At 63.4% G+C, this 23,142-nt stretch carries 21 protein-coding genes; 9 read left to right on the top strand and 12 right to left on the bottom strand.

All coding sequences use genetic code 11. From position 1 onward, the window contains the following. Positions 1–11: 11 nt before the first annotated feature. Complete coding sequence (locus OO12_RS04125; RefSeq protein WP_034157383.1) at positions 12–359, bottom strand: hypothetical protein; 348 nt, start codon at positions 357–359, stop codon at positions 12–14. A gap of 202 nt (positions 360–561) precedes the next feature. Then, positions 562–1,818, bottom strand: a complete 1,257-nt coding sequence (locus tag OO12_RS04120) for an N-acetylmuramoyl-L-alanine amidase (RefSeq protein WP_034157382.1) — start codon at positions 1,816–1,818, stop codon at positions 562–564. Positions 1,819–2,332: 514 nt separating this feature from the next. Here OO12_RS04120 and OO12_RS04115 point away from each other — a divergent pair. The 5 genes from OO12_RS04115 to OO12_RS04095 all read left to right on the top strand — a co-directional run bounded on the left by OO12_RS04115 (position 2,333) and on the right by OO12_RS04095 (position 9,176). After that, positions 2,333–5,089 carry an Rne/Rng family ribonuclease gene (locus tag OO12_RS04115; protein ID WP_443024539.1) on the top strand — a complete coding sequence of 919 codons (2,757 nt, stop codon included), beginning with the start codon at positions 2,333–2,335 and terminating at the stop codon, positions 5,087–5,089. Positions 5,090–5,265: 176 nt separating this feature from the next. Next, positions 5,266–6,618 carry a M48 family metalloprotease gene (locus OO12_RS04110; protein ID WP_034157381.1) on the top strand — a complete coding sequence of 451 codons (1,353 nt, stop codon included), beginning with the start codon at positions 5,266–5,268 and terminating at the stop codon, positions 6,616–6,618. A gap of 28 nt (positions 6,619–6,646) precedes the next feature. Next, positions 6,647–7,393, top strand: coding sequence for a DsbA family protein (locus OO12_RS04105; RefSeq protein ID WP_034157380.1), 747 nt, complete (start codon positions 6,647–6,649; stop codon positions 7,391–7,393). A gap of 62 nt (positions 7,394–7,455) precedes the next feature. Further along, positions 7,456–8,403 carry an ABC transporter ATP-binding protein gene (locus OO12_RS04100; RefSeq protein ID WP_034157379.1) on the top strand — a complete coding sequence of 316 codons (948 nt, stop codon included), beginning with the start codon at positions 7,456–7,458 and terminating at the stop codon, positions 8,401–8,403. Continuing rightward, positions 8,400–9,176, top strand: coding sequence for an ABC transporter permease (locus OO12_RS04095; protein WP_034157378.1), 777 nt, complete (start codon positions 8,400–8,402; stop codon positions 9,174–9,176). Before OO12_RS04100 ends, OO12_RS04095 begins: the two co-directional genes overlap by 4 nt. 27 nt (positions 9,177–9,203) lie before the next feature. On the opposite strand, the gene OO12_RS04090 is transcribed toward OO12_RS04095, so the two are convergent. The 6 genes from OO12_RS04090 to OO12_RS04065 form a co-directional block, all read right to left on the bottom strand. Beyond that, positions 9,204–11,069, bottom strand: coding sequence for a CocE/NonD family hydrolase (locus OO12_RS04090; protein ID WP_034157567.1), 1,866 nt, complete (start codon positions 11,067–11,069; stop codon positions 9,204–9,206). Between the two features lie 77 nt (positions 11,070–11,146). Next, entirely contained in the window at positions 11,147–12,115 is a 969-nt protein-coding gene (gene glpX, locus OO12_RS04085) for a class II fructose-bisphosphatase (RefSeq protein ID WP_034157377.1), read from the bottom strand. Positions 12,116–12,198: 83 nt separating this feature from the next. Continuing rightward, positions 12,199–12,984, bottom strand: a complete 786-nt coding sequence (locus OO12_RS04080) for a glutaminyl-peptide cyclotransferase (protein ID WP_034157376.1) — start codon at positions 12,982–12,984, stop codon at positions 12,199–12,201. Continuing rightward, a complete protein-coding gene (locus OO12_RS04075; RefSeq protein ID WP_052215526.1) occupies positions 12,981–13,445 on the bottom strand; it encodes a nuclear transport factor 2 family protein in 465 nt (154 codons plus the stop codon). Before OO12_RS04075 ends, OO12_RS04080 begins: the two co-directional genes overlap by 4 nt. 9 nt (positions 13,446–13,454) lie before the next feature. Continuing rightward, positions 13,455–14,282 carry a 2,3,4,5-tetrahydropyridine-2,6-dicarboxylate N-succinyltransferase gene (gene dapD / locus OO12_RS04070; RefSeq protein WP_034157375.1) on the bottom strand — a complete coding sequence of 276 codons (828 nt, stop codon included), beginning with the start codon at positions 14,280–14,282 and terminating at the stop codon, positions 13,455–13,457. Next, a complete protein-coding gene (locus tag OO12_RS04065) occupies positions 14,279–14,944 on the bottom strand; it encodes a pyrimidine 5'-nucleotidase (RefSeq protein WP_034157374.1) in 666 nt (221 codons plus the stop codon). Before OO12_RS04065 ends, dapD begins: the two co-directional genes overlap by 4 nt. 516 nt (positions 14,945–15,460) lie before the next feature. Here OO12_RS04065 and OO12_RS04060 point away from each other — a divergent pair. From OO12_RS04060 to OO12_RS04050, 3 genes are all read left to right on the top strand, one after another. Then, complete coding sequence (locus OO12_RS04060; RefSeq protein ID WP_034157373.1) at positions 15,461–16,459, top strand: LLM class flavin-dependent oxidoreductase; 999 nt, start codon at positions 15,461–15,463, stop codon at positions 16,457–16,459. Positions 16,460–16,488: 29 nt separating this feature from the next. Then, positions 16,489–16,788: a YciI family protein gene (locus OO12_RS04055; protein WP_034157372.1), complete on the top strand. Its 300-nt coding sequence runs from the start codon at positions 16,489–16,491 to the stop codon at positions 16,786–16,788. 128 nt (positions 16,789–16,916) lie between these two features. Continuing rightward, positions 16,917–17,558, top strand: coding sequence for a DUF5701 family protein (locus tag OO12_RS04050; RefSeq protein ID WP_034157371.1), 642 nt, complete (start codon positions 16,917–16,919; stop codon positions 17,556–17,558). 6 nt (positions 17,559–17,564) lie between these two features. On the opposite strand, the gene OO12_RS04045 is transcribed toward OO12_RS04050, so the two are convergent. From OO12_RS04045 to OO12_RS04035, 3 genes are all read right to left on the bottom strand, one after another. After that, entirely contained in the window at positions 17,565–18,872 is a 1,308-nt protein-coding gene (locus OO12_RS04045; RefSeq protein ID WP_034157565.1) for a sensor histidine kinase, read from the bottom strand. A gap of 198 nt (positions 18,873–19,070) precedes the next feature. Beyond that, positions 19,071–19,736 (bottom strand): response regulator transcription factor, encoded by a 666-nt coding sequence (locus OO12_RS04040; RefSeq protein ID WP_034157370.1) that lies wholly within the window; start codon positions 19,734–19,736, stop codon positions 19,071–19,073. Between the two features lie 32 nt (positions 19,737–19,768). Then, positions 19,769–20,077, bottom strand: coding sequence for a PepSY domain-containing protein (locus tag OO12_RS04035; RefSeq protein ID WP_034157369.1), 309 nt, complete (start codon positions 20,075–20,077; stop codon positions 19,769–19,771). Between the two features lie 97 nt (positions 20,078–20,174). Here OO12_RS04035 and OO12_RS04030 point away from each other — a divergent pair, with 97 nt between their 5' ends. Further along, positions 20,175–21,956, top strand: a complete 1,782-nt coding sequence (locus OO12_RS04030) for an ABC-F family ATP-binding cassette domain-containing protein (RefSeq protein ID WP_034157368.1) — start codon at positions 20,175–20,177, stop codon at positions 21,954–21,956. A 105-nt stretch (positions 21,957–22,061) separates the two neighbouring features. Here OO12_RS04030 and OO12_RS04025 read toward each other — a convergent pair whose 3' ends face one another. Further along, entirely contained in the window at positions 22,062–23,078 is a 1,017-nt protein-coding gene (locus OO12_RS04025; protein WP_034157367.1) for a sensor histidine kinase, read from the bottom strand. Between the last annotated feature and the right edge of the window lie 64 nt (positions 23,079–23,142).

Below are 23,142 nucleotides of genomic sequence, written 5' to 3'. Positions count from 1 at the left end.
GGTGCGCGGGCTTAGTAGCGGCCACCCTGACGGTCGTGCTTCTGGATCCGGATGCGCGCACTCAACCTGTCGAAACGACGGTCGAGGTCGCGGCGCTCGGCTATGGTCAGGCCGGGCCGGCTGCGGCGATACTGCGCTTCGAGATTGGCGATCTGACGGAACTCCGCCTTCAACCGGCTGGCTTCGACGCGGTTGAGCGCACCCGAACGAATGCCCTGATCGATCCGGTTGTACAGATTGGCCTGGCGCTGGTTGACGGTCTGCCACTGCGCCTGCGGATAAGGCGCCGCGCTGGCGGCGACGGGAAGCGCGGTGGCGGCAAAGCCGAGACTCGCGATCAAAATGGCAATCTTCTTCATAACCCTCACTCCTTTTACTCGGCCGGTCCGACCGGCCTGAAAGGAGTTATGAAAGCCGCCTGTCGCACGGATGTCCCGCAAAGGCGGGAAAAGTGTCGCGAACATTGTCAGTGGGCGATGGTTCGTTCAGGTTTGCCGGGACGGTGGACGCAGTGATCGCGGTTTGGGGCTCGCGATCGGACCGGCCGTCCCGGCAATAGGGTCAGTTCGATGCCAGCCGCCTGGCGAAATGAACTTCGACTGCGCGGCGTACGCTTTGCGCGATACGCTTGCGGCCATCGGGGGAATCGATGAACGCGGCGTCGTTCGGATTGGAGATATAGCCGGTCTCGAACAGGATCGACGGCATGTCGGGAGCCTTCAGCACCATCAGCGACGCCATGCGGTGGAAGTTTGCCTTGAGCGGTATCAGCGGCTGGGCTTCGCGACCAAGCAACCGGGCGAAGTTCGCCGAACTGTTCATCGTTTCGCGTTGCGTCAGGTCGATAAGGATCGACGAGATGTCAGTGGTGGTGCTGCCGAGATCCACGCCGGAGATGATGTCGGCCTTGTTCTCGCGCGCCGCGAGCCGCGCCGATTCCTTGTCCGAAGCGACCTCCGACAGCGTATAGACCGATGCGCCGCTCGCGGTTCCGGATCCAACGCTGTCGCAATGAATCGAGATGAACAGGTTCGCCTTCAACTTGCGCGCGATGCCATAGCGCTCCTGGAGGATCAGGAAACGATCGTCATCGCGAGTCAGCGCGACGCGCACCCGGCCCGAGCGCAGCAGTTCGTCACGGATCGCCTTGGCGATGCGCAGCGTCACATCCTTTTCGCGCAAGCCGCTATCGGGGGAAATCGCGCCGGGATCGACCCCGCCATGGCCGGCATCGATCACCACCAGCGGACGGCTGTCGTCATCGCCATAGACGGCCGGCAACGCGAGCGTCTTGCTCGGCCTGGGCACGGGGACCGTCACTTCATAGCGGCGCGGCGCCGGGGTCGAGCCGAAGCTGTTGAACGGCGGCAGGAAGCTCATCCGTCCTTCGGCCGCGGCACGCGCGAAACGGGCGTCGTCGACAGTGCGCAACTCAAGCGTCAGGTCACGGCCATCGCGGCCGAATACCCCTTCAGTGACGATCGCCGGGCGCGCCAGATCGAAGACGACGCGCGCGCCGTCTTCACCACGGGGCGCCTGACGGATCGAACTGACCGGGCCACCGGTGCTGGTCCGCCCGCCCGGTGTCGCGCCGCTCAGGTCGAGCGCGATGCGATTGGGCCCGGCGAGCATGAACATCGACGCATCGACGATGCGCTCGTCGAAATGCACCACGATACGGTTGCTCTTGACCTCGACGCGCTCCACCGACGCCGCCCAGCTGGGGGTGCCGGCAAGCCAGCATGCCAGAAGGGTCAGGAAGAAGGACACACGAGTGTAATGCCGCGCCGATGGTGGCGCGGTCCAGCGAAAATACATGGGCGGGGGGTCCCATTCGAAACAGTAATGACAATTGGCTGGATAATGCCCGTCCCCTTCCAACACGGTGAAGCGAGACAGTTAACAGCGCGTTCGGCATGAAATTGCCGGAAGGACGGCAGAAACGTGCCGGTTGCTGCGCGGAACGTCCGGTGCTAGATGCGAAATTGCACCGGTAAGCGCAATGTTCATGCGCCGAATCCGGTCCAACGGCCGCCCCGGCTTCCCGGGTGTGGTCTTTCCAGGTTGAAGTTCGCAATGACGCATTTCCTTTCCCGCCCGCACCGACCGGTTTCGACCGGCGGGATCGTGGGCGTGTCAGGTGCCACGGGCCATGCGCCCAGGCGTGCGCTGCGAGCAGAGGCACATTTCGACACCCCTAATCTCAACAACAGCGGCATGTCCGGGCCCGGCGGCTCTTCCGCCCGGCACGACGGCCATCACAATCGCGCGCGGCCTCACCGGCCCGGCCTGTTCCGGCCAAGCCCCGGACCGCGCGCCCGGAGAATATTCAATGACCACGCGTATGCTGATCGACGCACGCCACCGGGAAGAAACCCGTGTGGCGGTCGTCAAAGGGAACCGGATCGAAGAGTTTGATTTCGAGTCCGCCGAGCGCAAGCAGCTCAAAGGGAATATCTATCTAGCCAAGGTTACCAGGGTCGAACCGTCGCTGCAGGCGGCGTTCATCGACTATGGCGGCAATCGCCATGGCTTCCTGGCGTTCAGCGAAATCCACCCCGACTATTATCAGATCCCCAAGGAAGACCGCGAAGCCCTGCTTCGCGAAGAGGCGGAGCATGCCGCCGAGGAAGCCGCGCTGCGTGCCGAACAGGATGCGCAGGATGAGCTGCATGGCGACGATTATGACGACGAGCATGATCACGATCATGACGCCCATGACCATGACGGCGATATCGACGAAGAGACGGTAGAGCGGTTCGAGGATGACGGCGGCGTGCAGGCCGAAGTCGCCGCGGAAGAGGGCGGCCGCTCGCGCGGGCGCCGCAAGCGCGGCGCATCCGACGACGCGGTCGACGATTTGCGCGAGCGCCGCATGAATCTGCGCCGCCGCTACAAGATCCAGGACGTGATCCGCCGTCGTCAGGTACTGCTGGTGCAGGTCGTCAAGGAAGAGCGCGGCAACAAGGGTGCCGCGCTGACCACCTATTTGTCACTCGCCGGCCGTTATTGCGTGCTCATGCCCAACACGTCGCATGGCGGCGGGATCAGCCGCAAGATCAGCAATGCAGGCGACCGCAAGCGGCTGAAGTCGATCATGGCCGACATGAAGCTGCCGCCGTCGATGGGCTGCATCGTACGCACCGCCGGGTTGCAGCGCACCAAGGTCGAGATCAAGCGCGACTTCGACTATCTCGCGCGGCTGTGGGACGGGATTCGCGACACGACGTTGCAATCCTCGGCGCCGGCGCTGGTCTATGGCGACAGCGACCTGATCAAACGTGCGATCCGCGACATCTATAATCGCGAGATCGACGAAGTGATTGTCGAGGGCGAGCATGGGTATCGTCACGCCAAGGACTTCATGAAGCTGCTGATGCCGAGCCATGCGCGCAAGGTGAAGCATTATTCCGATCCCGTGCCGCTGTTCCAGCGCGCGCATGTTGAGGATCAACTCGGCGCGATGTATCATCCGGTGGTGCAGCTGAAATCGGGCGGCTATCTGGTGATCAACCCGACCGAGGCGTTGGTGTCGATCGACATTAACTCCGGCCGCTCGACGCGCGAGCATTCGATCGAGCAGACCGCGACCGCGACCAACCTGGAAGCGACGCAGGAAATCGCCCGCCAGTTGCGCCTGCGCGACATGGCCGGCCTCGTCGTCATCGACTTTATCGACATGGACAATGGCTCCAATGTCCGGAAGGTCGAGAAGGCGATGAAGGAGGCGCTGAAGAACGATCGCGCCCGAATCCAGGTCGGCCGCATCTCCAGCTTCGGCCTGATGGAAATGAGCCGTCAGCGGCTGCGTACCGGCGTGCTCGAAGCCTCGACTCGCCAGTGCCCGCATTGCGAGGGCACCGGCCTGGTACGCACCGCATCGTCGGCCGGCCTGTCGGCGCTGCGCATGATCGAGGATGAGGCCGCGCGTGGCCGGGGTTCCGAAGTCACGTTGCGCGCCAGCATGGAAGCGGCGTTCTACCTGCTCAACCGCAAGCGCGCAGAACTGGCCGAGATCGAGGATCGCTACGGCGTGAAGATCGAAGTCGCACCCGATGGCGAGCAGGAAGGGGCGCGCATGTCGGTCGAGGTCTCCGGACCGCCGCCAGCACATGCGCCGCGCTTCGACGCGCCGATCGAAGAATTCGACGAGGACGTTCCCGAGGATATCGAGGACGAAATCGATGACGTCGAGGAAGATGAAGCCGAAGAGCCGCGCAAGGCACGCGAACGCGGTGATCGCGGGAGCGACCGAAGCGAGCGTCCCGAGCGGTCGGGCGATGATGAGGGTGGTTCACGCCGCCGTCGTCGCCGTCGCGGACGTCGCGGCCGTAATCGCGTCGAGGGCGATGGCACGCCCGAGGGCGATGCCGCCGCCGAACAGGCCAATGCCGCGGCCGATGCTGAGGATGCGCTCGAAGATGCAGCCGGGGATACCGAAGCCGGCGCAGTCGATGCGACGGGTGAACAGTCTGCCGGTGACGGCGAAGGCCGCCGCCGTCGCGGGCGTCGCGGTCGTCGTGGCGGTCGTCGCACCGAGGGCGAGCGGACCAACGAGGGCGGCGAAGTAATCGCCACCGACGAGGCTTCCGTGGAGACGGAGATCGAAGCACTGGTGGCAGAGCCGGCGGCCGAGGCCGAACCGGTCGAAGCGCCGAAAAAGGGTCGCCGCCGGCCCAAGGCGCGCGAAGCGGCCGAAGCGCCGGCAGTGGTTGCTGAAGCCCCGGTCGAGGCGCCCGTCGCCGAAGCCGAAGCCGAAGCGCCGGCCAAGCCCAAGCGCGTGCGCAAGGCCAAGGCTGCTACTGCCGCTGCGGCTCCGGTCGAAACCCCCGCACCTGTGCCCGAGCCGGTGATCGAGGAGGCAGCACCCAAGGCCAAGCGTCGCGCGCCGCGCAAAAAGGCCGGCGCGGCAGCCGAGGCAGCTCAGCCAGATGAATCCGACATGCGGGCCATCCCGCTCGCTGACGGACTTGATAGTGCGGCCGCTGCCGATCCGGCGGCAGGCCCGGGCGATGCAGCCAATGATGCCGACCCGGGCGAGGCCGGCTCGCCGCGCCGCGGCTGGTGGCAGCGCACCTTCGGGGCGTAAGTCGGGATAGCCTCTCCTTCGAGGGAGGATACGACGGATAGCAGCGGCGAAGGCTTGATGCCTTCGCCGCTGTTTCCATTTCAAGGGTGCCCGCTTCACCCGTTATTCAGCGATGTCCCGCCACAGACGGCCCTTCCCCCGTTGCCAGAGCTGGAAGAAGCGTCAATATGTCAGGCATGAAGCGGATTCTCGCTGGTCTGACGGCCGCTCTTCTCCTCTGGGCACAGCCCGCCGTGGCGCAGTCGATCCTGCGCGATGCGGAAACCGAGGCAATGTTCAACGACATGTCGCGGCCGCTGATCATCGCGGCCGGGCTGAGCCCGCGCAATGTCCGCGTCGTTCTGATCAATGACGATTCGATCAATGCCTTCGTCGCGGGCGGGCAAACCGTCTATGTCCATTCCGGGCTGCTCCAGGCGGCCGACAATGCCAATCAGGTACAGGGCGTCATCGCGCACGAACTCGGCCATATCGCCGATGGCCATGTCGTGCTGCAGGACGCTGGCACGAAGCCGGCGATGGGCATTTCGATCGTCAGCATGGTACTGGGCTTGGCCGCAATCGCCGCCGGCGCGGGAGATGCCGGGATCGGCATCCTGCAAGCCGGTAAGCAAGCGGCAATGGGCAAGTTTCTGGCCTTCACCCGCATCCAGGAATCGAGCGCGGATGCGGCGGGTGCGCGTTATCTCAATGCATCGGGGATCACTGGCAAGGGTATGATCAGCTTCTTCAAGAAGCTGCAGAACCAGGAATATGCCTATGGGGTGAAGAATATCGATCCCTATGCGCAGAGCCATCCGCTGAGCGGCGCGCGCATCGCCAACCTGACGCACGATCTGGAATCCGCGCCCTCCTGGAACGCGAAGCTCGATCCGGCGCTGGAAATCCGGTTCAAGCGCGTCAAAGCAAAGCTGCTCGGCTTCGTCTCGGATCCCAAGACGACATTGAACGTCTTCCCCGATCAGGATCAGAGCGTCTACGCCCATTATGCCCGCGCCTATGCCTGGCATAAGTCGGGCTATCCCCAAAAAGCCGATGCCGAGGCCGCGGCGCTGATCAAGGCCGATCCGCACGATCCGTATTTCCTCGAGATCCAGGGCCAGATCCTGCTTGAGGCAGGCAAGCCGGTCGACGCGTTGGTGCCATTGCGTGAAGCCACGCGCCGGTCGGACAATTCGCCGTTGATCGCGACGACTTTCGGCCATGCGTTGATCGCCACCGAGAACAAGACAAACTATCCCGAAGCAGTGACAGTGCTGCGCGGCGCCATCGCGCGCGACGACCAGAATCCGTTCGCCTGGTTCCAGCTTGGCACGGTGTACGAACTGACCGGCGATCAGCCCCGCGCCTTGCTGGCCAGCGCGGAGACCGCGAGCATGCGCGGCGATTCACCGACCGCCGCTTATACGGCGCGTGGCGCGATGGCCGGGCTATCGCCCAACAGCAGCGACTGGATTCGTGCGCAAGACATCGCGATGACGGCGCAGAACGACATCGACGAGAATCCGAAGAAATTCAAACGCCGATGAGCGGCGGCGAACCAGAGAAGTAGCAGCAATGATCGATCGATTGCCCAGAAATCCGCTGGCGCTGGCCGGCGCCATCCTGCTCGCCGCGCTGGTCGGCGCGGGCGCGATGTGGGGCCTGCAGCGTATCGTGCCCAACGCATTGAGTGCAACCGACACCGCGCGCGTCGAGGCGGTGGTGCGGGACTATGTCCTTGCCCATCCCGAGCTCATCCCCGAAGCGATGGACCGGTTGCGTGATCGCGAAATGGGCAAATTGATTTCCGCCAACCGCCAGGCGATCCTCGAGCCGTTCGGCGGAGCCTGGATCGGCAATCCGAAGGGCGATGTCACGCTGGTCGAATATTATGACTATAATTGCGGCTATTGCCGCGCCAGCCTGCCGGCCATCGCCAAATTGATCGAGCGCGACCCCAAGGTGAAGATCGTATTCCGCGAATTTCCCATCCTGAGCGAAGAAAGTATCATCGCGGCGAAGCTGAGCCTCGCCGCAGCCGAACAGGGCAAGTTCAAGGTGTTTCACGACGCGCTTTATGCCGGCGGCCCACTCACCCCCCAGAGCATGGCGGCTGCCGCCAAGCAGGCCGGGCTGGATATGGCCAAGGCGGCGGCAATGACGCCCCGCGCCGAAGCGGAAATCGCTGCGAACCGCAACATCGCGCAGCAATTGGGGCTGACCGGCACGCCGAGCTGGGTGATCGGCGACAAGGTCGCTTCGTCAGCCCTGACGCTTGAAGAGCTGGAGAAAGCGGTCAAGGCGGCGCGCGAAAAGAGCTAGCCCACGCAATTGAAGCGGGACCATCGCAGTCCTACTTAAGGCCCATCCTAAAAGGGGGCCAAGTGGACACCATTCTCTCCGTCAGCGGCGTATCCAAGACCTATGGGTCGGGTACGACCGCGCTGCATTCGGTCGACCTCGACATCGCCAAGGGCGAGATCTTCGCACTGCTCGGGCCCAATGGCGCGGGCAAAACGACGCTGATCAGCATCATTTGCGGCATCGTCACGCCATCGACCGGCTCGGTCATGGTGATGGGGCATGACGCCATCCATGAATTCCGCGCCGCGCGCCGGCTCGTCGGGCTGGTGCCGCAGGAATTGTCGGTCGACATGTTCGAAACCGTGCTGGCGACGGTCAAGTTCAGCCGTCGCCTGTTCGGTCGGTCGGGCCATGATGCCTATATCGAGGAAATTCTCCGCGACCTGTCCTTGTGGGACAAGCGTGACGCCAGGATCATGGAACTGTCCGGCGGCATGAAGCGCCGCGTGCTGATCGCCAAGGCGCTGAGCCACGAGCCCGACATCCTGTTCCTCGACGAACCGACCGCCGGCGTCGACGTCTCCTTGCGCCGCGACATGTGGAAACTGATCCACCGGCTGCGCGACAAGGGCACGACGATCATTCTCACCACCCATTATATCGAAGAGGCCGAAGAAATGGCCGACCGGGTGGGCGTGATCGACAAGGGCAGATTGATTCTCGTCGAGCGCAAGACCGAACTGATGAAGCGACTGGGCAAGCGTCAGATGCTGATCGCGCTCCAGGAACCGATGACCGTGATCCCGCCCGAGCTGGAGGAGTGGCATCTCGAGCTGGAGGATGACGGCAAGAAACTCCTCTATATCTTCGACGCGACCAGCGAGCGCACCGGAATCCCGTCGCTGCTGCGCAAGCTTGCCGAGATCGGCATCGGCTTCAAGGATCTGGAGACGAGCAAATCGTCGCTGGAGGATATTTTCGTCGATCTTGTTGCCCAGGGTCAGACTCAGACGGGGGTGGCAGCATGAGCGGACACAGTTTCAACGCGCATGGCGTCTGGGCGATCTATCGCTTCGAAATGGCGCGCGCGCTGCGCACTTTGTGGCAGAGCCTGGTCACGCCGGTCATCACCACCTCGCTGTATTTCGTCGTGTTCGGCGGCGCGATCGGCAGCCGCATGCAGACGGTCGACGGCGTCGGCTATGGCAGCTTCATCGTGCCGGGGCTGATCATGATGTCGCTGCTGACGCAAAGCATCTCCAACGCGTCGATCGGCATCTACTTCCCCAAATTCACCGGGACGATCTATGAACTGCTTTCCGCCCCGGTGTCGGCGATGGAAATGGTGCTGGGTTATGTCGGCGCCGCGACCACCAAGTCGGTGATCCTCGGGCTGATCATCCTGATCACCGCGATGCTGTTCGTACCGCTGCCGATCGCGCATCCGTTCGCGATGCTGGCGTTCCTGGTGCTGACCAGCGTGACGTTCAGCCTGTTCGGCTTCATCATCGGGGTATGGGCCAAGGGCTTCGAGCAATTGAACTTCGTGCCCGCATTGCTGATCACGCCGCTGACCTTCCTGGGTGGCGCATTCTATTCGATCAGCATGCTGCCTCAGCCCTGGCAGACGATCAGCCTGTTCAATCCAGTGGTCTATCTGGTCAGCGGGTTCCGCTGGAGCTTCTTCGATAAGGGCGATGTCAGCGTCGGCATCAGCCTTGGCGTCACGGCGTTGTTCATGATCCTGTGCCTCAGCGTGATCGCGTGGATCTTCAAGACGGGATACCGGCTGAAGAGCTGATTCAGATCCTCCCCGATGGGGGAGGATCTATTTGATCACCGGCAACACGATCTTCGAGCCCGAGCACACGCTTTGCGTGGCCTTGACGAAATCGCCCGGCTTCGCCCGCGCGATATTGGGCACGAAGCTCTGCGGATTGCGATCGATGACGGGGAACCAGCTCGACTGGATCTGCACCATCAGCCGGTGCCCCTTGAGGAAGACATGGTCGTGATCCTTGAGCGGCACGTCCCATGCCGTCACCTTGCCCGGCACGAGTGGCTGCGGATCGGTGCCGCTCGCCAGGAACTTGCCGCGCCGCACCTCCATCGCGATCGGGAACTGATAGCCACCCAGTTGCTGCGGATAGGCACCGAGCGGCGCGCCATAGTTGAACGGCGCAAAATCGTCGGGCAGCACATCGATCAGCTTGACGACAAAGTCACTGTCAGTGCCGGTGGTCGCGGCCATCAACTGCGCGACGATCGTGCCGGTGACGGTCAGGTTTTCGGAGAGCGGCGCACTGACATAGCTCAGCACATCGGGACGATGATCGACGAAGCGCTGATCCTCCGCCTCCCACCAGCGCCATTCGGGGCGCGGATAAGTCTTCGAGATCGGCCGTGGGCGAAACGGCACCGGATTGGCCGGATCCGACAGATAGTCGCGGCATGCTTCCCCGGCGGCGGGCGCGGTGAAGGATAGCGACCCGTCGGCGTGGAAGTAGAGATCGGTCGCCCTGGCTTCCACGGGCGGCCAGCTCTTATATTGTTTCCAGGCGTTCGATCCTGACTGAAAGCTCTTCACCTCGAAATCGGGCCGCGGTCCTTTGCCATGGAGCCAATAGGCGAAGAACGGCGCCTGAATCGTGTCGCGAAAATCCTTGCCGCTGTCGCCGCCAAGCGGCACGCGGCCGATCATCGACGTATTGCCCTGCCATCCGCCATGCGCCCAGGGGCCGGCGACCATCTGGCTGAGATGATCGGGATCGTTCTTCTTCTGCCGGGCATAGATCTGCCAGGAACCCCATGGATCCTCCTGATCCCAATAGCCCGCGACATTGAGCGTTGGCACGACGGTCTTGCCGAGTGAATCGGTCCAGCGTTGGTCGGTGTAAAAGCTGTCGTGATTGGGATGATCGAGGAGCGCGGTGAACATCGGCGAGCGGCCCTTGAACTGCGCTTTGTCGATACCCTCGGCGGTGCCCATGCGCAGGAACCAGTCATAGGTGTCGAGCGTGTCGTATTCCGGCCCGACATCATTGGTCTTGCTCAACTGCAGCGAAGAGACCCAGTCGGTCGCATAGCTCAGGCGAAGCGCACCATTGCGGTGCAGATCGTCATTCTGCCAATAATCGATCCATGCGGCCTGCGGCGAAACCGCCTTCAGCGCAGGATGTGGCTTGGCCAGCGCGACTGCGGCGGCGAAGCCGGGATAGGACACGCCCCACATCCCGACCTTGCCGTTGTTCGGCTTGGCATTCTTCACCAGCCAGTCGACCGTATCATAGGCATCCGTCGCTTCGTCGACCGCTTTCGCGCCCTTCCTGATCGCGGTGGAGAGCGTGAACACGCCGTCCGATTTGAAGCGTCCGCGCATCGACTGAAAGACGAAGATATAGCCATCCTGCGCCAACGCGCTGAAGCGGTCCGGCATCGCGGGTGGCACGGTGTCCGGGACGCCATAGGGCGTGCGCTGCAGCAGGATCGGCAACGGCCCCTTCGCGTCGCGCGGGCGCCAGATCACGGTCTGCAGCTTCGCCCCGTCGCGCATCGGTATCATCACCTCTTCAAAGGTGAAAGGCGACTGCGCAGCGGGCGCGGCAGCCGGGGCCGCCTGCGGTCGGGCAATGGCAAGCGGCGCGGCACTGGCGACCGATACCGCCGCGAGAGAAAGGAAGCCGCGAATCCGCATATTCATCACCCCTGATGTGAGACGATGACTAAAGGCGCGCGGCGATTCCCTGTCAATCGAGCGGATTGAGCGCCGCCTCAGAGGCGGTGTTCGCCCTTCACCCAGCGCACCGTGCCCGAGCTGGCGCGCATCACCACGCTTTCGGTGGTCATCTTGCCGGCCTTGCGCTTGACCCCGGCGAGCAATGATCCGTCGGTCACGCCGGTCGCGGCGAAGATGCAATCGCCCCGGGCCAGTTCAGTCAGGTCATATTGCTTGTCGAGGTCGGTCACGCCCCATTTGCGTGCCCGCGCGCGTTCGTCATCGTTGCGGAAGATCAGCCGGCCCTTGAACTGACCGCCGACGCAGCGCAGCGCAGCGGCCGCCAGCACGCCCTCCGGCGCGCCGCCCGATCCCATATAGATGTCGATCGTCGTGTCCGGATTGGTCGTCGCGATCACGCCCGCAACGTCGCCATCACCGATCAGCATGATACCAACACCGAGCGCACGCAATTCGGCGATCAGCTTCTCATGACGCGGGCGGTCGAGCACGCAGGCGATGATCTGCGATGGCGCCACGCCCTTGGCGGCGGCAAGCGCAGTCACGTTCTCGGTCGGCGATTTGTCGAGATCGATCAGGCCGTCGGGATAGCCCGGGCCGATCGCGATCTTTTCCATATAGACGTCGGGCGCGTTGAGCAGCCCGCCCTGCTCCGCGATCGCCAGCACGGCGAGGCTGTTCGGACCGGCCGTCGCGCAAATCGTGGTGCCTTCGAGCGGATCGAGCGCGATGTCGATCTTTGGCCCCTTGCCGATCGCCGATCCGACTTTCTCGCCGATATAGAGCATCGGCGCCTCGTCACGCTCACCTTCACCGATCACGACGGTGCCATCCATGTACAATTCGTTGAGCGCGGCGCGCATCGCCTCGACCGCCGCGGCATCGGCCGCCTTCTCATCGCCCCGGCCGACCAGCGTCGATGCGGCAATGGCCGCAGCCTCGGTCACGCGGACCATTTCGAGCACGAGAACGCGGTCGAGGACCTTGCTGGCGGTGGTGTTCATGGGAATCCTCTTCTGATCTTTGTCGGCGCGGATAGGCGGCGCACGTTGCATTGTCGAGACTGGCCCAATCTCGAACGTCGGCCTTAGCGTCGTCCGGCGGCTTTTGGGTGTGTGCCCTTGGGCGGTACGATTTCGAACAGATAAGGCCATTCCTTGCCGGTCACGAACAGACGGCGGCGCGCTTTGTCCCAGGCAATGCCATTGGCGACCTGATTCTCCCCGAAGACGCCGGCGCGCGCATGCAGCGCGGACAGGTCGATCCAGCCGATCACATGGCCGCTCTTCGGATCGATCCGCACGATGCGGTCAGTGAGCCAGACATTGGCGAGGATCTCACCATCGACATATTCGAGCTCGTTGAGCTGCTCGATCGGCAGGCCATTCGCGGTGACGCGGAGCGTGCGGCGCTGGCGGAAATTGCGCGGATCGAGAAAGCGCAGGGTCGATGTGCCGTCGGACATGATCAGGCTGGTGCCATCCGACGTCAGCGCCCATCCCTCACCTGGATAGCGGAAGCTGCCGACCTTCCTGAAGCCGTTGATCGACCAGCGGAAGCCGATGCCGTTCTTCCAGGTCAGGCTGATGATCTGGCCGCCCCATGGGGCGATGCCTTCGCCGAACAGCGGCGGTTCCACCGCGACGCTCGACTCGACCTTGCCGCTGTCGAGCACGACCTTGCGGATGCCCGAACGGCCGACTTCGCCGGTGCTCTCATAGAGCATGCCGTCGAGATAGAAGAGGCCCTCGGTATAGGCGCGCGGGTCGTGCGGATAAGTCCGCACGACCTTTGCCGCCTCGACCGGCGCCTGCTGCGCCACGGCAGGGCCGGATGCGAGCAACGCCGCGGCGAGAAGAAGCCGGCGCCTCACGCTGCGGGCACCGTATCGCGAACCCAGGAATTGCCGCGCTGATGCGCGACAATCAGCGTCATGGCATCGACCTTCCATCCATCAGACGTGCGGAAAAGATGATGGCGATAGGTACCCCAAACCTCCCATAACGGGTCGCCATTACCCTCCATTCGGTTCCACGCATAACCGGCGGATTCCACCTCAGCCACGTCGCCGGCAAGCGTCACCTGATGATTGGTGCGCATATGGAAGCTGGTCTTGGCCGCAGTCAAATTCGTCGCCCAGGCCTGGACCAGCGCATCGCTCGGAATATCGGCAGCGGGCTGGCCCGACAGCGTGCTGAAATCGGCGGTCAGCCGATCAGCGAAATGGGATCGCACCACGGCCCAGTCCTTTCCATCCACCGCCCGGTCGATCGCATCGACGACGCGGATGATCTCGGCGATGGTCTGGCTGTCGGAGGCATGGCTGTCAGGCATGATCTTTCCTCAGTCGCGCAGCAACTCGTTGATGCTGGTTTTGGAGCGCGTCTGAGCATCGACGCGCTTGACGATCACCGCACAATACAGGCTGGGCTTGCCGTCGCCACCGCCGGTCGATCCCGGCACGACGACCGCATAGGGCGGCACTTCGCCGCGGAACACTTCGCCGGTCGCGCGGTCGATGATCTTGGTCGAGGCGCCCAGATAGACGCCCATCGACAGCACCGCGCCTTCACCGACGCGCACACCCTCGGCGACTTCGGCACGGGCACCGACAAAGGCACCGTCGCCGATGATCACCGGATCGGCCTGGAGCGGTTCGAGCACGCCACCGATACCAGCACCGCCGGAGAGGTGCACGCCCTTGCCGATCTGCGCGCAGCTGCCAACCGTCGCCCAGGCGTCGATCATCGACCCTTCGCCGACATAGGCGCCGATATTGACGAAGCTCGGCATCAGGATCGCTCCCTTGGCGATGAACGCGCCACGCCGCGCGACTGCACCGGGCACCACGCGAATACCGGCGGCGCGGAATTCCGCCTCGCCCCAGCCGGCGAATTTGGAAGGGACTTTGTCGAACGCGGGCGCGCCGGCCGATCCGCCGTCGATCAGCACATTGTCGTTGAGCCGGAACGAGAGCAGCACGGCTTTCTTGAGCCATTGATTGACTCGCCAGCCGCCCGCCCCGTCCGGTTCGGCAACGCGCGCCGCGCCCGAATCGAGCAACGCCAGCGCATCATCGACGCTTTTGCGCACCGCGCCGACCGTGGTGAAGCCGAGATTATCGCGGTCGTCCCAAGCGGATTCGATCACGGATTGCAGATGGTCGGTCATTGCGCCTCCAGAACGGCTTGCAGCCAGTGCGTGATGTCATGGGTGGTGAAGTCGATATAACTGCGATCGCGGTCGACCGCCTGTTCCGAGCCGTTATCGACCCAGACCGTGGTCATGCCGATCGCCTTGGCCGGGGCAAGGTTGCGCGCCATATCCTCGACGAACAACGCGGTATGCGGATCGAGATCGAACGCCGCGCAAAGCCCGGCATAGGCCGATTCCTGCGGCTTGGGGGCGAGATCCATCGCGTGGATATCGTGGATCGCCTCGAACGTTTCGCCCAGCCCGAGCCGGCCGAGCACCTTGGTCGCATAGGGCGTGTCGGCATTGGTGAAGACCAGCTTGCGTCCCGGCAGCTTGGCGATCGCGGCGGCGAGCGGCGCATTCTCCTCCAGCACGTCCATCTCGATATCATGGACGAAATCGAGGAATTCGTGCGGATCGACGCCGTGTTCGGCCATCATCCCGGCCAGTGTGGTGCCGTGGCCGTGGAAATAGCCCTTCTGGATACGCCGTGCCTCGACCAGGTCGACGCCGAGGCGCCGCGAAATATAGGCGCCCATCTTCTCGTCGATCTGGTCGAACAGCTTCGCGCTCGCCGGATAGAGCGTGTTGTCGAGATCGAAGATCCAGGTGCGGATATGGGAAAGGCGCGGGTCCATAGGGGCGAGGCTCTAGGCCGGGGGTGCGGATCGGGCAAGGCGGCGTGCCATAAGTTCGGCAAGTGATGACATGCCCGTTCCCGTGTCATGGTTGAATCGCCGCCAGCGACAGGACCAGGGGGCAGTAATGTGGGTGTCGGCGGGAGATATGTTACACCAGACGTGTAACATATCTCATGTAGGGCAGCTTCGGTGAGATGAGATAAATATTATTATCTATCAGATACTTATGTATTTAATCCTTGAGACAAACTCTGCCGTCATCCCCGCGAAGGCGGGGATCCCGCTGCCTTGCCCCATCCTCAGAAAAAAAGCGGGATTCCCGCTTTCGCGGGAATGACGGGAGTGGTCCAACCGAATGTTATCCCACTCCCGATCCCTTTCCGTACCGAATGCACTCTGCTCGGCACGAAGCGCTCGGATCAAATGCGCCGCGCCCGATACCCGCAAACAAGTTCGGCGCGACGAAGATTTTCTAATCTGGCGAAGCCCCGTGCCCCTCCCCATCTTCCAGCCATGACAGCCTATTCCTTGCTCGATCTCGTTCCTGTCGTCGAAGGCGGCAGCGTGTCCCAGTCGCTCGCCAATGCCGCCGATCTCGCCAGGCATGTCGAGGCGTTGGGGTTCAGCCGCTACTGGACCGCGGAGCATCACGGCATGACAGGCATCGCCAGCGCCGCGACCTCGATCGTCATCGCGCATGTCGCCGCCGCGACCAGTACGATCCGCGTCGGCGCGGGCGGGATCATGCTGCCCAACCATTCGCCGCTGGTGATTGCCGAGCAGTTCGGGACGCTCGATGCCCTGTTCCCGGGCCGGATCGACCTGGGGCTGGGCCGCGCACCGGGGTCGGACCAGAAGGTTGCGCGCGCCATGCGCCGGACGCTGGAAAGCGACGCCAACGCTTTCCCGCAGGACGTGCTCGAACTGCAAAGCTATTTCGCCGATGACGGACAGACCGGGATCAGCGCGACGCCCGGCGCCGGGGCGGACATCAAATTATGGATCCTGGGATCGAGCCTGTTCGGCGCACAACTCGCCGCCGCGCTTGGCCTGCCCTATGCTTTTGCTTCACATTTCGCGCCCGATGCGCTCGATGGGGCGCTGGCGATCTATCGTCGCGACTTCCGCCCTTCGGCGGCGCTGTCGAAGCCCTATGTGATGGCGGGATTCAATGTCTTTGCCGCCGACACCGACGATGAGGCCGAACTGCTGGCGAGTTCGCAGCAGCAGGCGTTCGTTGCGCTACGCACCGGCAATCCAGGCAAGATGAAACCCCCGGTCGCGAATTATCGCCAGTCGCTGGGTCCGCAGGGTGCCAGCATTCTCGACCATGTGCTGCAATGCTCGGCGGTCGGCAGCCCCGCCACGGTGGCGCGCGGCATTGCCGCATTCGTCGAGCGCACTGGCGTGAACGAGATCATGGTGGCGAGCTCGATCTACGACCATGAAGCCCGCAAACACAGCCTTGAGATTACCGCGGATGTAATGCGAGAGTTGGTCACGACGGCATAAGGACCGCCGCACCCCGCAGGAGGGAATGCATGCCCGACTTCATGTTGCTGATGCACAACGACACTGTGCGCGAGCCATCGTCCGATATGTGGGACAGCTATTTCACCAGCCTGCGGCAACGCGGCGGCTTTTCCGGCGGAAGCTCGATCGGCAGCGGTGAGACGGTCCGCAAGGATGGGCCGGCGGGTCCGGTTGCCGACCATCTCGTCGGCTATATCCGCATCGAAGCCAACGACCTTGCCGATGCGAAAAGCCGTGTCGCCGGCAATCCGGTCTATGAGTGCGGCGGCACGGTCGAGGTCAGATCGCTACCGCGCGGCGAGGATTAGGTGGCTGCAGGGCCTGGCCGCTGAAGTGAAAACCGGGTCGCCGTCGGCAATGCGGAACAAACCGGCAACGTGAAACTATGAACTGGCGACGCCATATCGGGCTCCCGCGAATGATGGAGCGCCGCCCTATGACACCAGCAGAACTGACGCATGAATTCGATCGCCAGATCACGGTACTGATCGAAAGGAATTATCTGCAGCACAGCGGCGCGGATGAAGCCGTATTCCGCGCACTGCTGGCACCATTGGGCGAAAAGGCCATGACGCTTCAGGTTGGCGCCAGCGACGTGGAGATCGGGAAACTGCCGTTCGTCATTGCCGTCAAAAGCGAGCTGGTTGCGGCCGACATACAGATGGCCGCCGTCAGCAAAGATGGCCGGCACGGGGTTTCAAAACTGTTTCCGCGCTCGGCAGCCGATTTCCACACCACAGCCGACACCGTCCTGCCGCACAACCCGGCCTATTTGATCGTCGACATCGATCGCGGGCAGCAGAACAGGAACCTGCCGCCGAACGAAGCGCTCATCCTGATCAAGGACCAGGCCAGGCTAGCGCTGACGATCGAAGAAGGCATTGCGATCGCTACACAATTCCCCGACTTTCTCAGGAAGAATAATTGCTACTCGCTTCTGGCGTCGCGCCACGCGGGCGATCAGCGCGTTCCTGCGATATGGATTAACGCCGCTCGCCAGCCGAACCTTGGTTGGTGCTGGGATGGCAACCCTCACACTTGGCTGGGTTCGGCCTCATGTGCGAGCCGGATCGGCTAGCCTGCTTCAGTTCGCGGCGGGCAACCGCAACCGCACCAGCAGCCCGCCCAGATCCTCGCTCTCCTCGAGGCTGACGGTACCTTCGTAAATCTCCGCCACGTCGCGGACGATCGCCATGCCCAGGCCGGTGCCCGGCTTGCCCGAATCGAGCCGCACGCCGCGGTCGAAGATGCGCACGCGTTGTTCCTCCGGGATGCCCATGCCGTCATCCTCGATGAGGAATTCAACAAAGCCCGAATGCTGACCGACCGTCACGAACACGCTGCCGCCGCCATATTTCGCGGCATTCTCGATCAGATTACCAAGCATCTCGTCGAGATCCTGCCGTTCGACATGGACCTGCAGCGTCTTGGGTCCCGCAATGTCGATACGAACATGGCGGTAGAGCCGCGCGACGGCGCGCTCGACCGATTCGAGGCTCGGCCACACATCGGCGCGGCTATGCGCCGATCCGCGGCGGCCGACCGCGCGGGCGCGGGCGAGATGGTGGTCGACCTGGCGGCGCATCGTCCGCGCCTCTCGCACCACCGTTTCGCCGAGATCATCGGCCTGAGCGGTGGCCGCGTTCATGATCACGGTCAGCGGCGTCTTCAATGCATGGGCGAGGTTGCCGGCGTGGCGCCGCGCCTCCTCCGCCTGGCGTTCGTTATGCGCGATCAGGCCGTTCAGTTCCTCGACCATCGGCGCGACTTCGATCGGCATGGCGCGTTCGATCTGCCGCGACTTGCCGGCACGCATGCGGGCAATCTCCTCACGCACTTTCCGCAGCGGCCACAGGCCGTAAAAGGTCTGCAGCGCGGCCATGATGATCAGGCCGAGGCCAAGCAGCACGAAACTGCGCACCAATGTCCGGCGCAGCGCGTTGATCTGCGCATCAAGCCCTTCACGCGTTTGCGCGACCTGGAAGCGCCAGCGCAGCGGCGATCCCGGGAGTTTCACATCGCGTTCGAGAATACGCAGTTTCTCGGCATTGAACTGGACGCTGTCGTAACTGTGAATGCCGAGATCGGTATGCTGCGACCCGAACGACAGGCGCCGGTCCCACAGCGAGCGCGAGGGAAAATCCTCACGCCCCTTGGTGCTGACTTGCCAGTACAGGCCCGAATAGGGTTCGAGGAAGCGCTGGTCGGCAGGCTCGCGATTGAACACGACCTCGCCGTCCGGGCCGATCTCAGCCGAGACGATCAACGCGGTCAGGACATATTCGAGCTGATCGTCGAAATTGCGTGTGATCGCCGATGACAGCACCCGGTCGAGCGCAAAGCCGCCGCCGGTCAGCAGCAGCAGGATCCACGCCGCCGCGATCAGGATCATCCGGCGGCTGAGCGAACCCGTCGTACGGACATAGCCACGGCCAAGCGGCGCGTCGGCATCGGCCGTATCAGGTACCGCGACCTCATTTCCGTCCGCCCTGAGCTTGTCGACGGGCTGCTCTTCCTGTTCCACGGTCAGAAGGAAGAAGAACGGTGCTTCGACAGGCTCAGCACGAACGAGGAGAGGACAATCCGAAAATTACGCATCGGGATCTTCGAGGCTGTAGCCCAGGCCGCGGATCGTGGTGATCACATCCTGGCCGAGCTTTTTGCGGATGCGCGTCACGAACACTTCGATGGTGTTCGAATCGCGGTCGAAATCCTGATCGTAGATATGTTCGATCAACTCGGTGCGGCTGACCACCTTGCCCTTGTGATGGAGCAGATAGCTGAGCAATTTATATTCCTGCGCGGTGAGCTTGACCGGTTCGCCGGCGAGCGTGACTTTGCCCGAGCGCGTGTCGAGCCGGACATCGCCCGCGGTCAGTTCCGACGAGGCATTGCCCGAGGCACGGCGAATCAGCGCGCGCAGCCGGGCAATCAGTTCCTCGGACTGGAACGGCTTGGCGACATAATCATCGGCGCCGGCATCGAGACCCGCGACCTTGTCCGACCAGCTGTCGCGCGCGGTCAGCACCAGCACCGGCGCGGTGCGGCCTTCCTTGCGCCAGCGATCCAGGACGGTCAGCCCGTCAATTTCGGGCAGGCCGAGATCGAGCACGATCGCATCGTAATTCTCGGTCGAGCCCATGAAATGACCTTCTTCGCCATCAGTGGCGAGGTCGATCGCATAGCCCGCGCCTTCCAGCGTGTTCTTCAGTTGCTGACCGAGATTGGGTTCGTCTTCGACGATCAGGACGCGCATTCTTGTTCCCCTCTAGCCACGATCGGGCGAATTCAGTTACCGGTGCGGCCGATGATCTGGCCCGACCGGCCATCAACCTCGACCCAGATGACATTTCCATCGCGCAGGAATTTGAGCGTGTAAATGCCACTCATCGAATCGAGTTCGACGCCGAGATATTGCGCACCGCGCATTTGCGGCACGACACGGCGTTCAATCTCATGAAGCGGCAGCAATCGGCCCTTTTTGAGCTGATCGAACGCTTCGACCTGATCGCCCCGACGCTGGTCGGGCGCAGGTTCGGCCAGAGCCGGTCCAGTGGCGGCAAGGAGGCAGATTGTGACAGGCAGCAACATCTTCATGTGCGTCGCATAGCCGGGCCGGCTTGAACAGCCTGTGAATGTGTCGGTCAGGCAAGCGTAACTTGCCGTGTCCGCATCCGCCGCCTAACGGACCGCCATGGCAGCCCCAATCCTCGCATTTGAAAATCTCGGCATCATCCAGGGATCGGGGTGGCTGTTCCGCGGCCTCGACATCCATATCCAGCCGCGGGACCGGCTTGCGCTGATCGGGCGCAACGGTGCGGGCAAGACGACTTTGCTCAAGCTGATCGCCGGTGCGGTCGATGCGGACGAAGGACGGCGGACGATCCAGCCCGGCACGCGCGTGGTGCTGCTCGAACAGGAACCCGACCTGCGCAAGCATGCCACCCTGCTCGATTATGTGCTTCACGGCGATGATGCGCCGCTGCCGCACGAAGCGGATGCGATCGCCGATCAACTCGGCATCGACCTGTCGCGTGAGGCGGCAAGCGCGAGCGGCGGCGAGCGGCGACGCGCGGCGATCGTGCGGGCGCTGGCGCTGGAGCCCGACGTACTGCTGCTCGACGAGCCGACCAACCATCTCGACATCGCGGCGATCGACTGGCTGGAGGACTGGCTCGGCCGGTTCCGCGGCGCGTTCATCGCGATCAGCCATGATCGTACGTTCCTCACCCGCCTGACCAAGCAGACCCTGTGGCTCGATCGCGGGACGATTCGCCGCGCGGAAATCGGCTTTGGCGGGTTCGAGGCATGGACCGAACAAGTCTATGCCGACGAAGCGCGCAATGCCGAACGGCTCGACGCGAAACTCAAGCTGGAGGAGCATTGGCTGCTGCGCGGCGTCACCGGGCGGCGCAAGCGCAACCAGGGCCGGTTGACCAAATTGCTCGAGATGCGCGAGACGCGCGCGGCGATGATGGGGCCGCCGGGCACCGCGAACCTGTCGATCGGCAGCGACGACGCGCGCACCAAGATGGTGATCGACGTGAAGGGCGTGTCGAAATCCTTCGGAGATCGACCGATCATCAAGGACCTGACTCTGCGCATCATGCGCGGCGACCGCATCGGTATCGTCGGTGCCAACGGCGCGGGCAAGACCACGTTGCTCAAGCTGCTGACTGGCGAACTCGCACCCGATTCGGGACATATCCGCCTCGCCAAGACGCTCGATCGAATCGTGATCGACCAGCAACGCAGCCTGATGGCGCCGGAGAAGACGGTGCGCGAAGTGCTCGCGGACGGCGGCGACTGGATCGAGGTCCAGGGCATCAAGAAGCACATCATCGGCTATCTGAAGGAATTCCTGTTCGAACCCGGGCTGGTCGATGCGCAGGTCGGCACCCTGTCGGGCGGCGAACGATCACGCCTGTTGCTGGCGCGCGAATTCGCCCGGCCATCGAACCTGCTGGTGCTCGACGAGCCGACCAACGATCTCGACCTCGAAACGCTCGACCTGCTGCAGGAAGTGATCGGCGATTATGACGGTACCGTGCTGATCGTCAGCCATGACCGCGATTTTCTCGACCGCACGGTGACGATCACCCTCGGGCTCGACGGATCGGGCACAGTCGATGTTGTAGCGGGCGGTTATGAGGATTGGGAAAAGCGCCGCCGGCTGAAAGTCAGCGGCGGCAAACGGCCCAATCCGCGCAAGGTGGAGCCAACCGCGCCGGCCGCGCCGCGCGTGAAATTGAGCTACAAGGACCAGCGCGATTACGATCTGCTGCCCAAGCGGATCGAAGAAATCGAGGCGGCGATCAAACGTGACGAGGCATTGCTCGCCGATCCGGCGCTCTATTCGCGCGATTTCGCCAAGTTCGAACGGCTGACCAAGGCGATCGAGGCGGCGCGCGAGGAAAAGGATGCGGCGGAAATGCGCTGGCTGGAACTCGCCGAACAGGTCGAGGCGTTGACCTAGAGTTTGATCCAGCTGCGCTGAAGCGCGGAGCAGCCCAAGGTTCCGGCGATGCAACGCATCGTTGGAATGGCTGTGGAGGGCGGTGCCGTCTTGCTGAATCAAACTCTAGGCCGCCAGCTCCAGCGTCACGCGTGTTCCGGTGCGGTCGCTGTCCGTGGTGATCGTCCCCCCCGCCTGACGTGCGAACGCTTCGATCAGACGGCTGCCCAGACCATGATCGGGACCGGGGGCAACGGGTTTCCGGGGCAAGCCGACGCCGTCATCGGTCACCGTGACGGTCCATCCACCGCCGGTGCGGTTGTAGAAGACGACGCTGATGCTGCCGATATCCCGGCCGGGAAAGGCATGCTTGGCGGCGTTGGTGACCAGTTCGTTGATGACCAGCCCGATCGACACGGCGCGGTCGCGCGGCACCGATGCCTGGTCGGTGTCGCAGGCAAGGGTGATGCCGCCGCGCAGGAACAGGGCCTCGGACAAGGCCGCGCACAGATCGGGCAGATATTCCTGCATCTCGACCATGCCGGGCTGTTCGCTGCCGCGATAGAGGTGGCGGTGCGCACGCGCGATGCTGTCGATGCGCATTTGCGCGACGCCCAGCGCCTCGGCCGTCGCCGGATCGGTCGCGCGGCGCTTCTGCATGTCGAGCAGCCCGGCGACGATCGCGAAATTATTCTTCATGCGATGGTCGAATTCAGCCAGGAACAGGTCGCGATCGGCAATCTCCCGGTCGCGCTCGCGCGTTGCGCGATACGCCGCGCGGCGGAACAGCTCGGCAAGTCCGATGGTGATGAGGGCGGTGACCACCACCACACCGACCGACAGCGCCCCGGCAGAATCGACAAAGCGGAACGAGTTTGGGATCGGATAGAGATAATACCAGATGTACAGGATCATCACCGTGGCGGCGACGATTCCGGCAAAGGCGCGCGCGAACAGTGTCGCGAGCATGATCGCGGGGTAGATCAATGCGAAAGGCGCGGCGCCACCCGCAACGATGTCGAAGCCGATGCGCAGAAGACGCGTCGCGCCCGACGCGACCAGTCCGACAATGACTTGAGTCACCCAGACCGGAATGGTTGGCGAGAGTCGATCGCACAGGTCGAGTTCGCCGATACGGGCCATTCAGCAAGACAGCAGCGGCTGGCGGGTCAAGTCAAGCTACGTTTAGCGTAACCTGGTCCAAATC

This window comes from Sphingomonas sp. ERG5 (assembly GCF_000803065.1).
GTDB lineage: Bacteria > Pseudomonadota > Alphaproteobacteria > Sphingomonadales > Sphingomonadaceae > Sphingomonas.
This window is presented reverse-complemented; position numbering and strand designations above follow the sequence as displayed.

Excerpts from the sequence above, each read along its gene's own strand:
- OO12_RS04125 (WP_034157383.1), bottom strand. The coding sequence starts at position 359 with ATGAAGAAGATTGCCATTTTGATCGCGAGTCTCGGCTTTGCCGCCACC.
- OO12_RS04120 (WP_034157382.1), bottom strand. The coding sequence starts at position 1,818 with ATGTATTTTCGCTGGACCGCGCCACCATCGGCGCGGCATTACACTCGT.
- OO12_RS04115 (WP_443024539.1), top strand. The coding sequence starts at position 2,333 with ATGACCACGCGTATGCTGATCGACGCACGCCACCGGGAAGAAACCCGT.
- OO12_RS04110 (WP_034157381.1), top strand. The coding sequence starts at position 5,266 with ATGAAGCGGATTCTCGCTGGTCTGACGGCCGCTCTTCTCCTCTGGGCA.
- OO12_RS04105 (WP_034157380.1), top strand. The coding sequence starts at position 6,647 with ATGATCGATCGATTGCCCAGAAATCCGCTGGCGCTGGCCGGCGCCATC.
- OO12_RS04095 (WP_034157378.1), top strand. The coding sequence starts at position 8,400 with ATGAGCGGACACAGTTTCAACGCGCATGGCGTCTGGGCGATCTATCGC.
- OO12_RS04090 (WP_034157567.1), bottom strand. The coding sequence starts at position 11,069 with ATGCGGATTCGCGGCTTCCTTTCTCTCGCGGCGGTATCGGTCGCCAGT.
- glpX (WP_034157377.1), bottom strand. The coding sequence starts at position 12,115 with ATGAACACCACCGCCAGCAAGGTCCTCGACCGCGTTCTCGTGCTCGAA.
- OO12_RS04075 (WP_052215526.1), bottom strand. The coding sequence starts at position 13,445 with ATGCCTGACAGCCATGCCTCCGACAGCCAGACCATCGCCGAGATCATC.
- dapD (WP_034157375.1), bottom strand. The coding sequence starts at position 14,282 with ATGACCGACCATCTGCAATCCGTGATCGAATCCGCTTGGGACGACCGC.
- OO12_RS04065 (WP_034157374.1), bottom strand. The coding sequence starts at position 14,944 with ATGGACCCGCGCCTTTCCCATATCCGCACCTGGATCTTCGATCTCGAC.
- OO12_RS04060 (WP_034157373.1), top strand. The coding sequence starts at position 15,461 with ATGACAGCCTATTCCTTGCTCGATCTCGTTCCTGTCGTCGAAGGCGGC.
- OO12_RS04055 (WP_034157372.1), top strand. The coding sequence starts at position 16,489 with ATGCCCGACTTCATGTTGCTGATGCACAACGACACTGTGCGCGAGCCA.
- OO12_RS04050 (WP_034157371.1), top strand. The coding sequence starts at position 16,917 with ATGACACCAGCAGAACTGACGCATGAATTCGATCGCCAGATCACGGTA.
- OO12_RS04045 (WP_034157565.1), bottom strand. The coding sequence starts at position 18,872 with ATGATCCTGATCGCGGCGGCGTGGATCCTGCTGCTGCTGACCGGCGGC.
- OO12_RS04040 (WP_034157370.1), bottom strand. The coding sequence starts at position 19,736 with ATGCGCGTCCTGATCGTCGAAGACGAACCCAATCTCGGTCAGCAACTG.
- OO12_RS04035 (WP_034157369.1), bottom strand. The coding sequence starts at position 20,077 with ATGAAGATGTTGCTGCCTGTCACAATCTGCCTCCTTGCCGCCACTGGA.
- OO12_RS04030 (WP_034157368.1), top strand. The coding sequence starts at position 20,175 with ATGGCAGCCCCAATCCTCGCATTTGAAAATCTCGGCATCATCCAGGGA.
- OO12_RS04025 (WP_034157367.1), bottom strand. The coding sequence starts at position 23,078 with ATGGCCCGTATCGGCGAACTCGACCTGTGCGATCGACTCTCGCCAACC.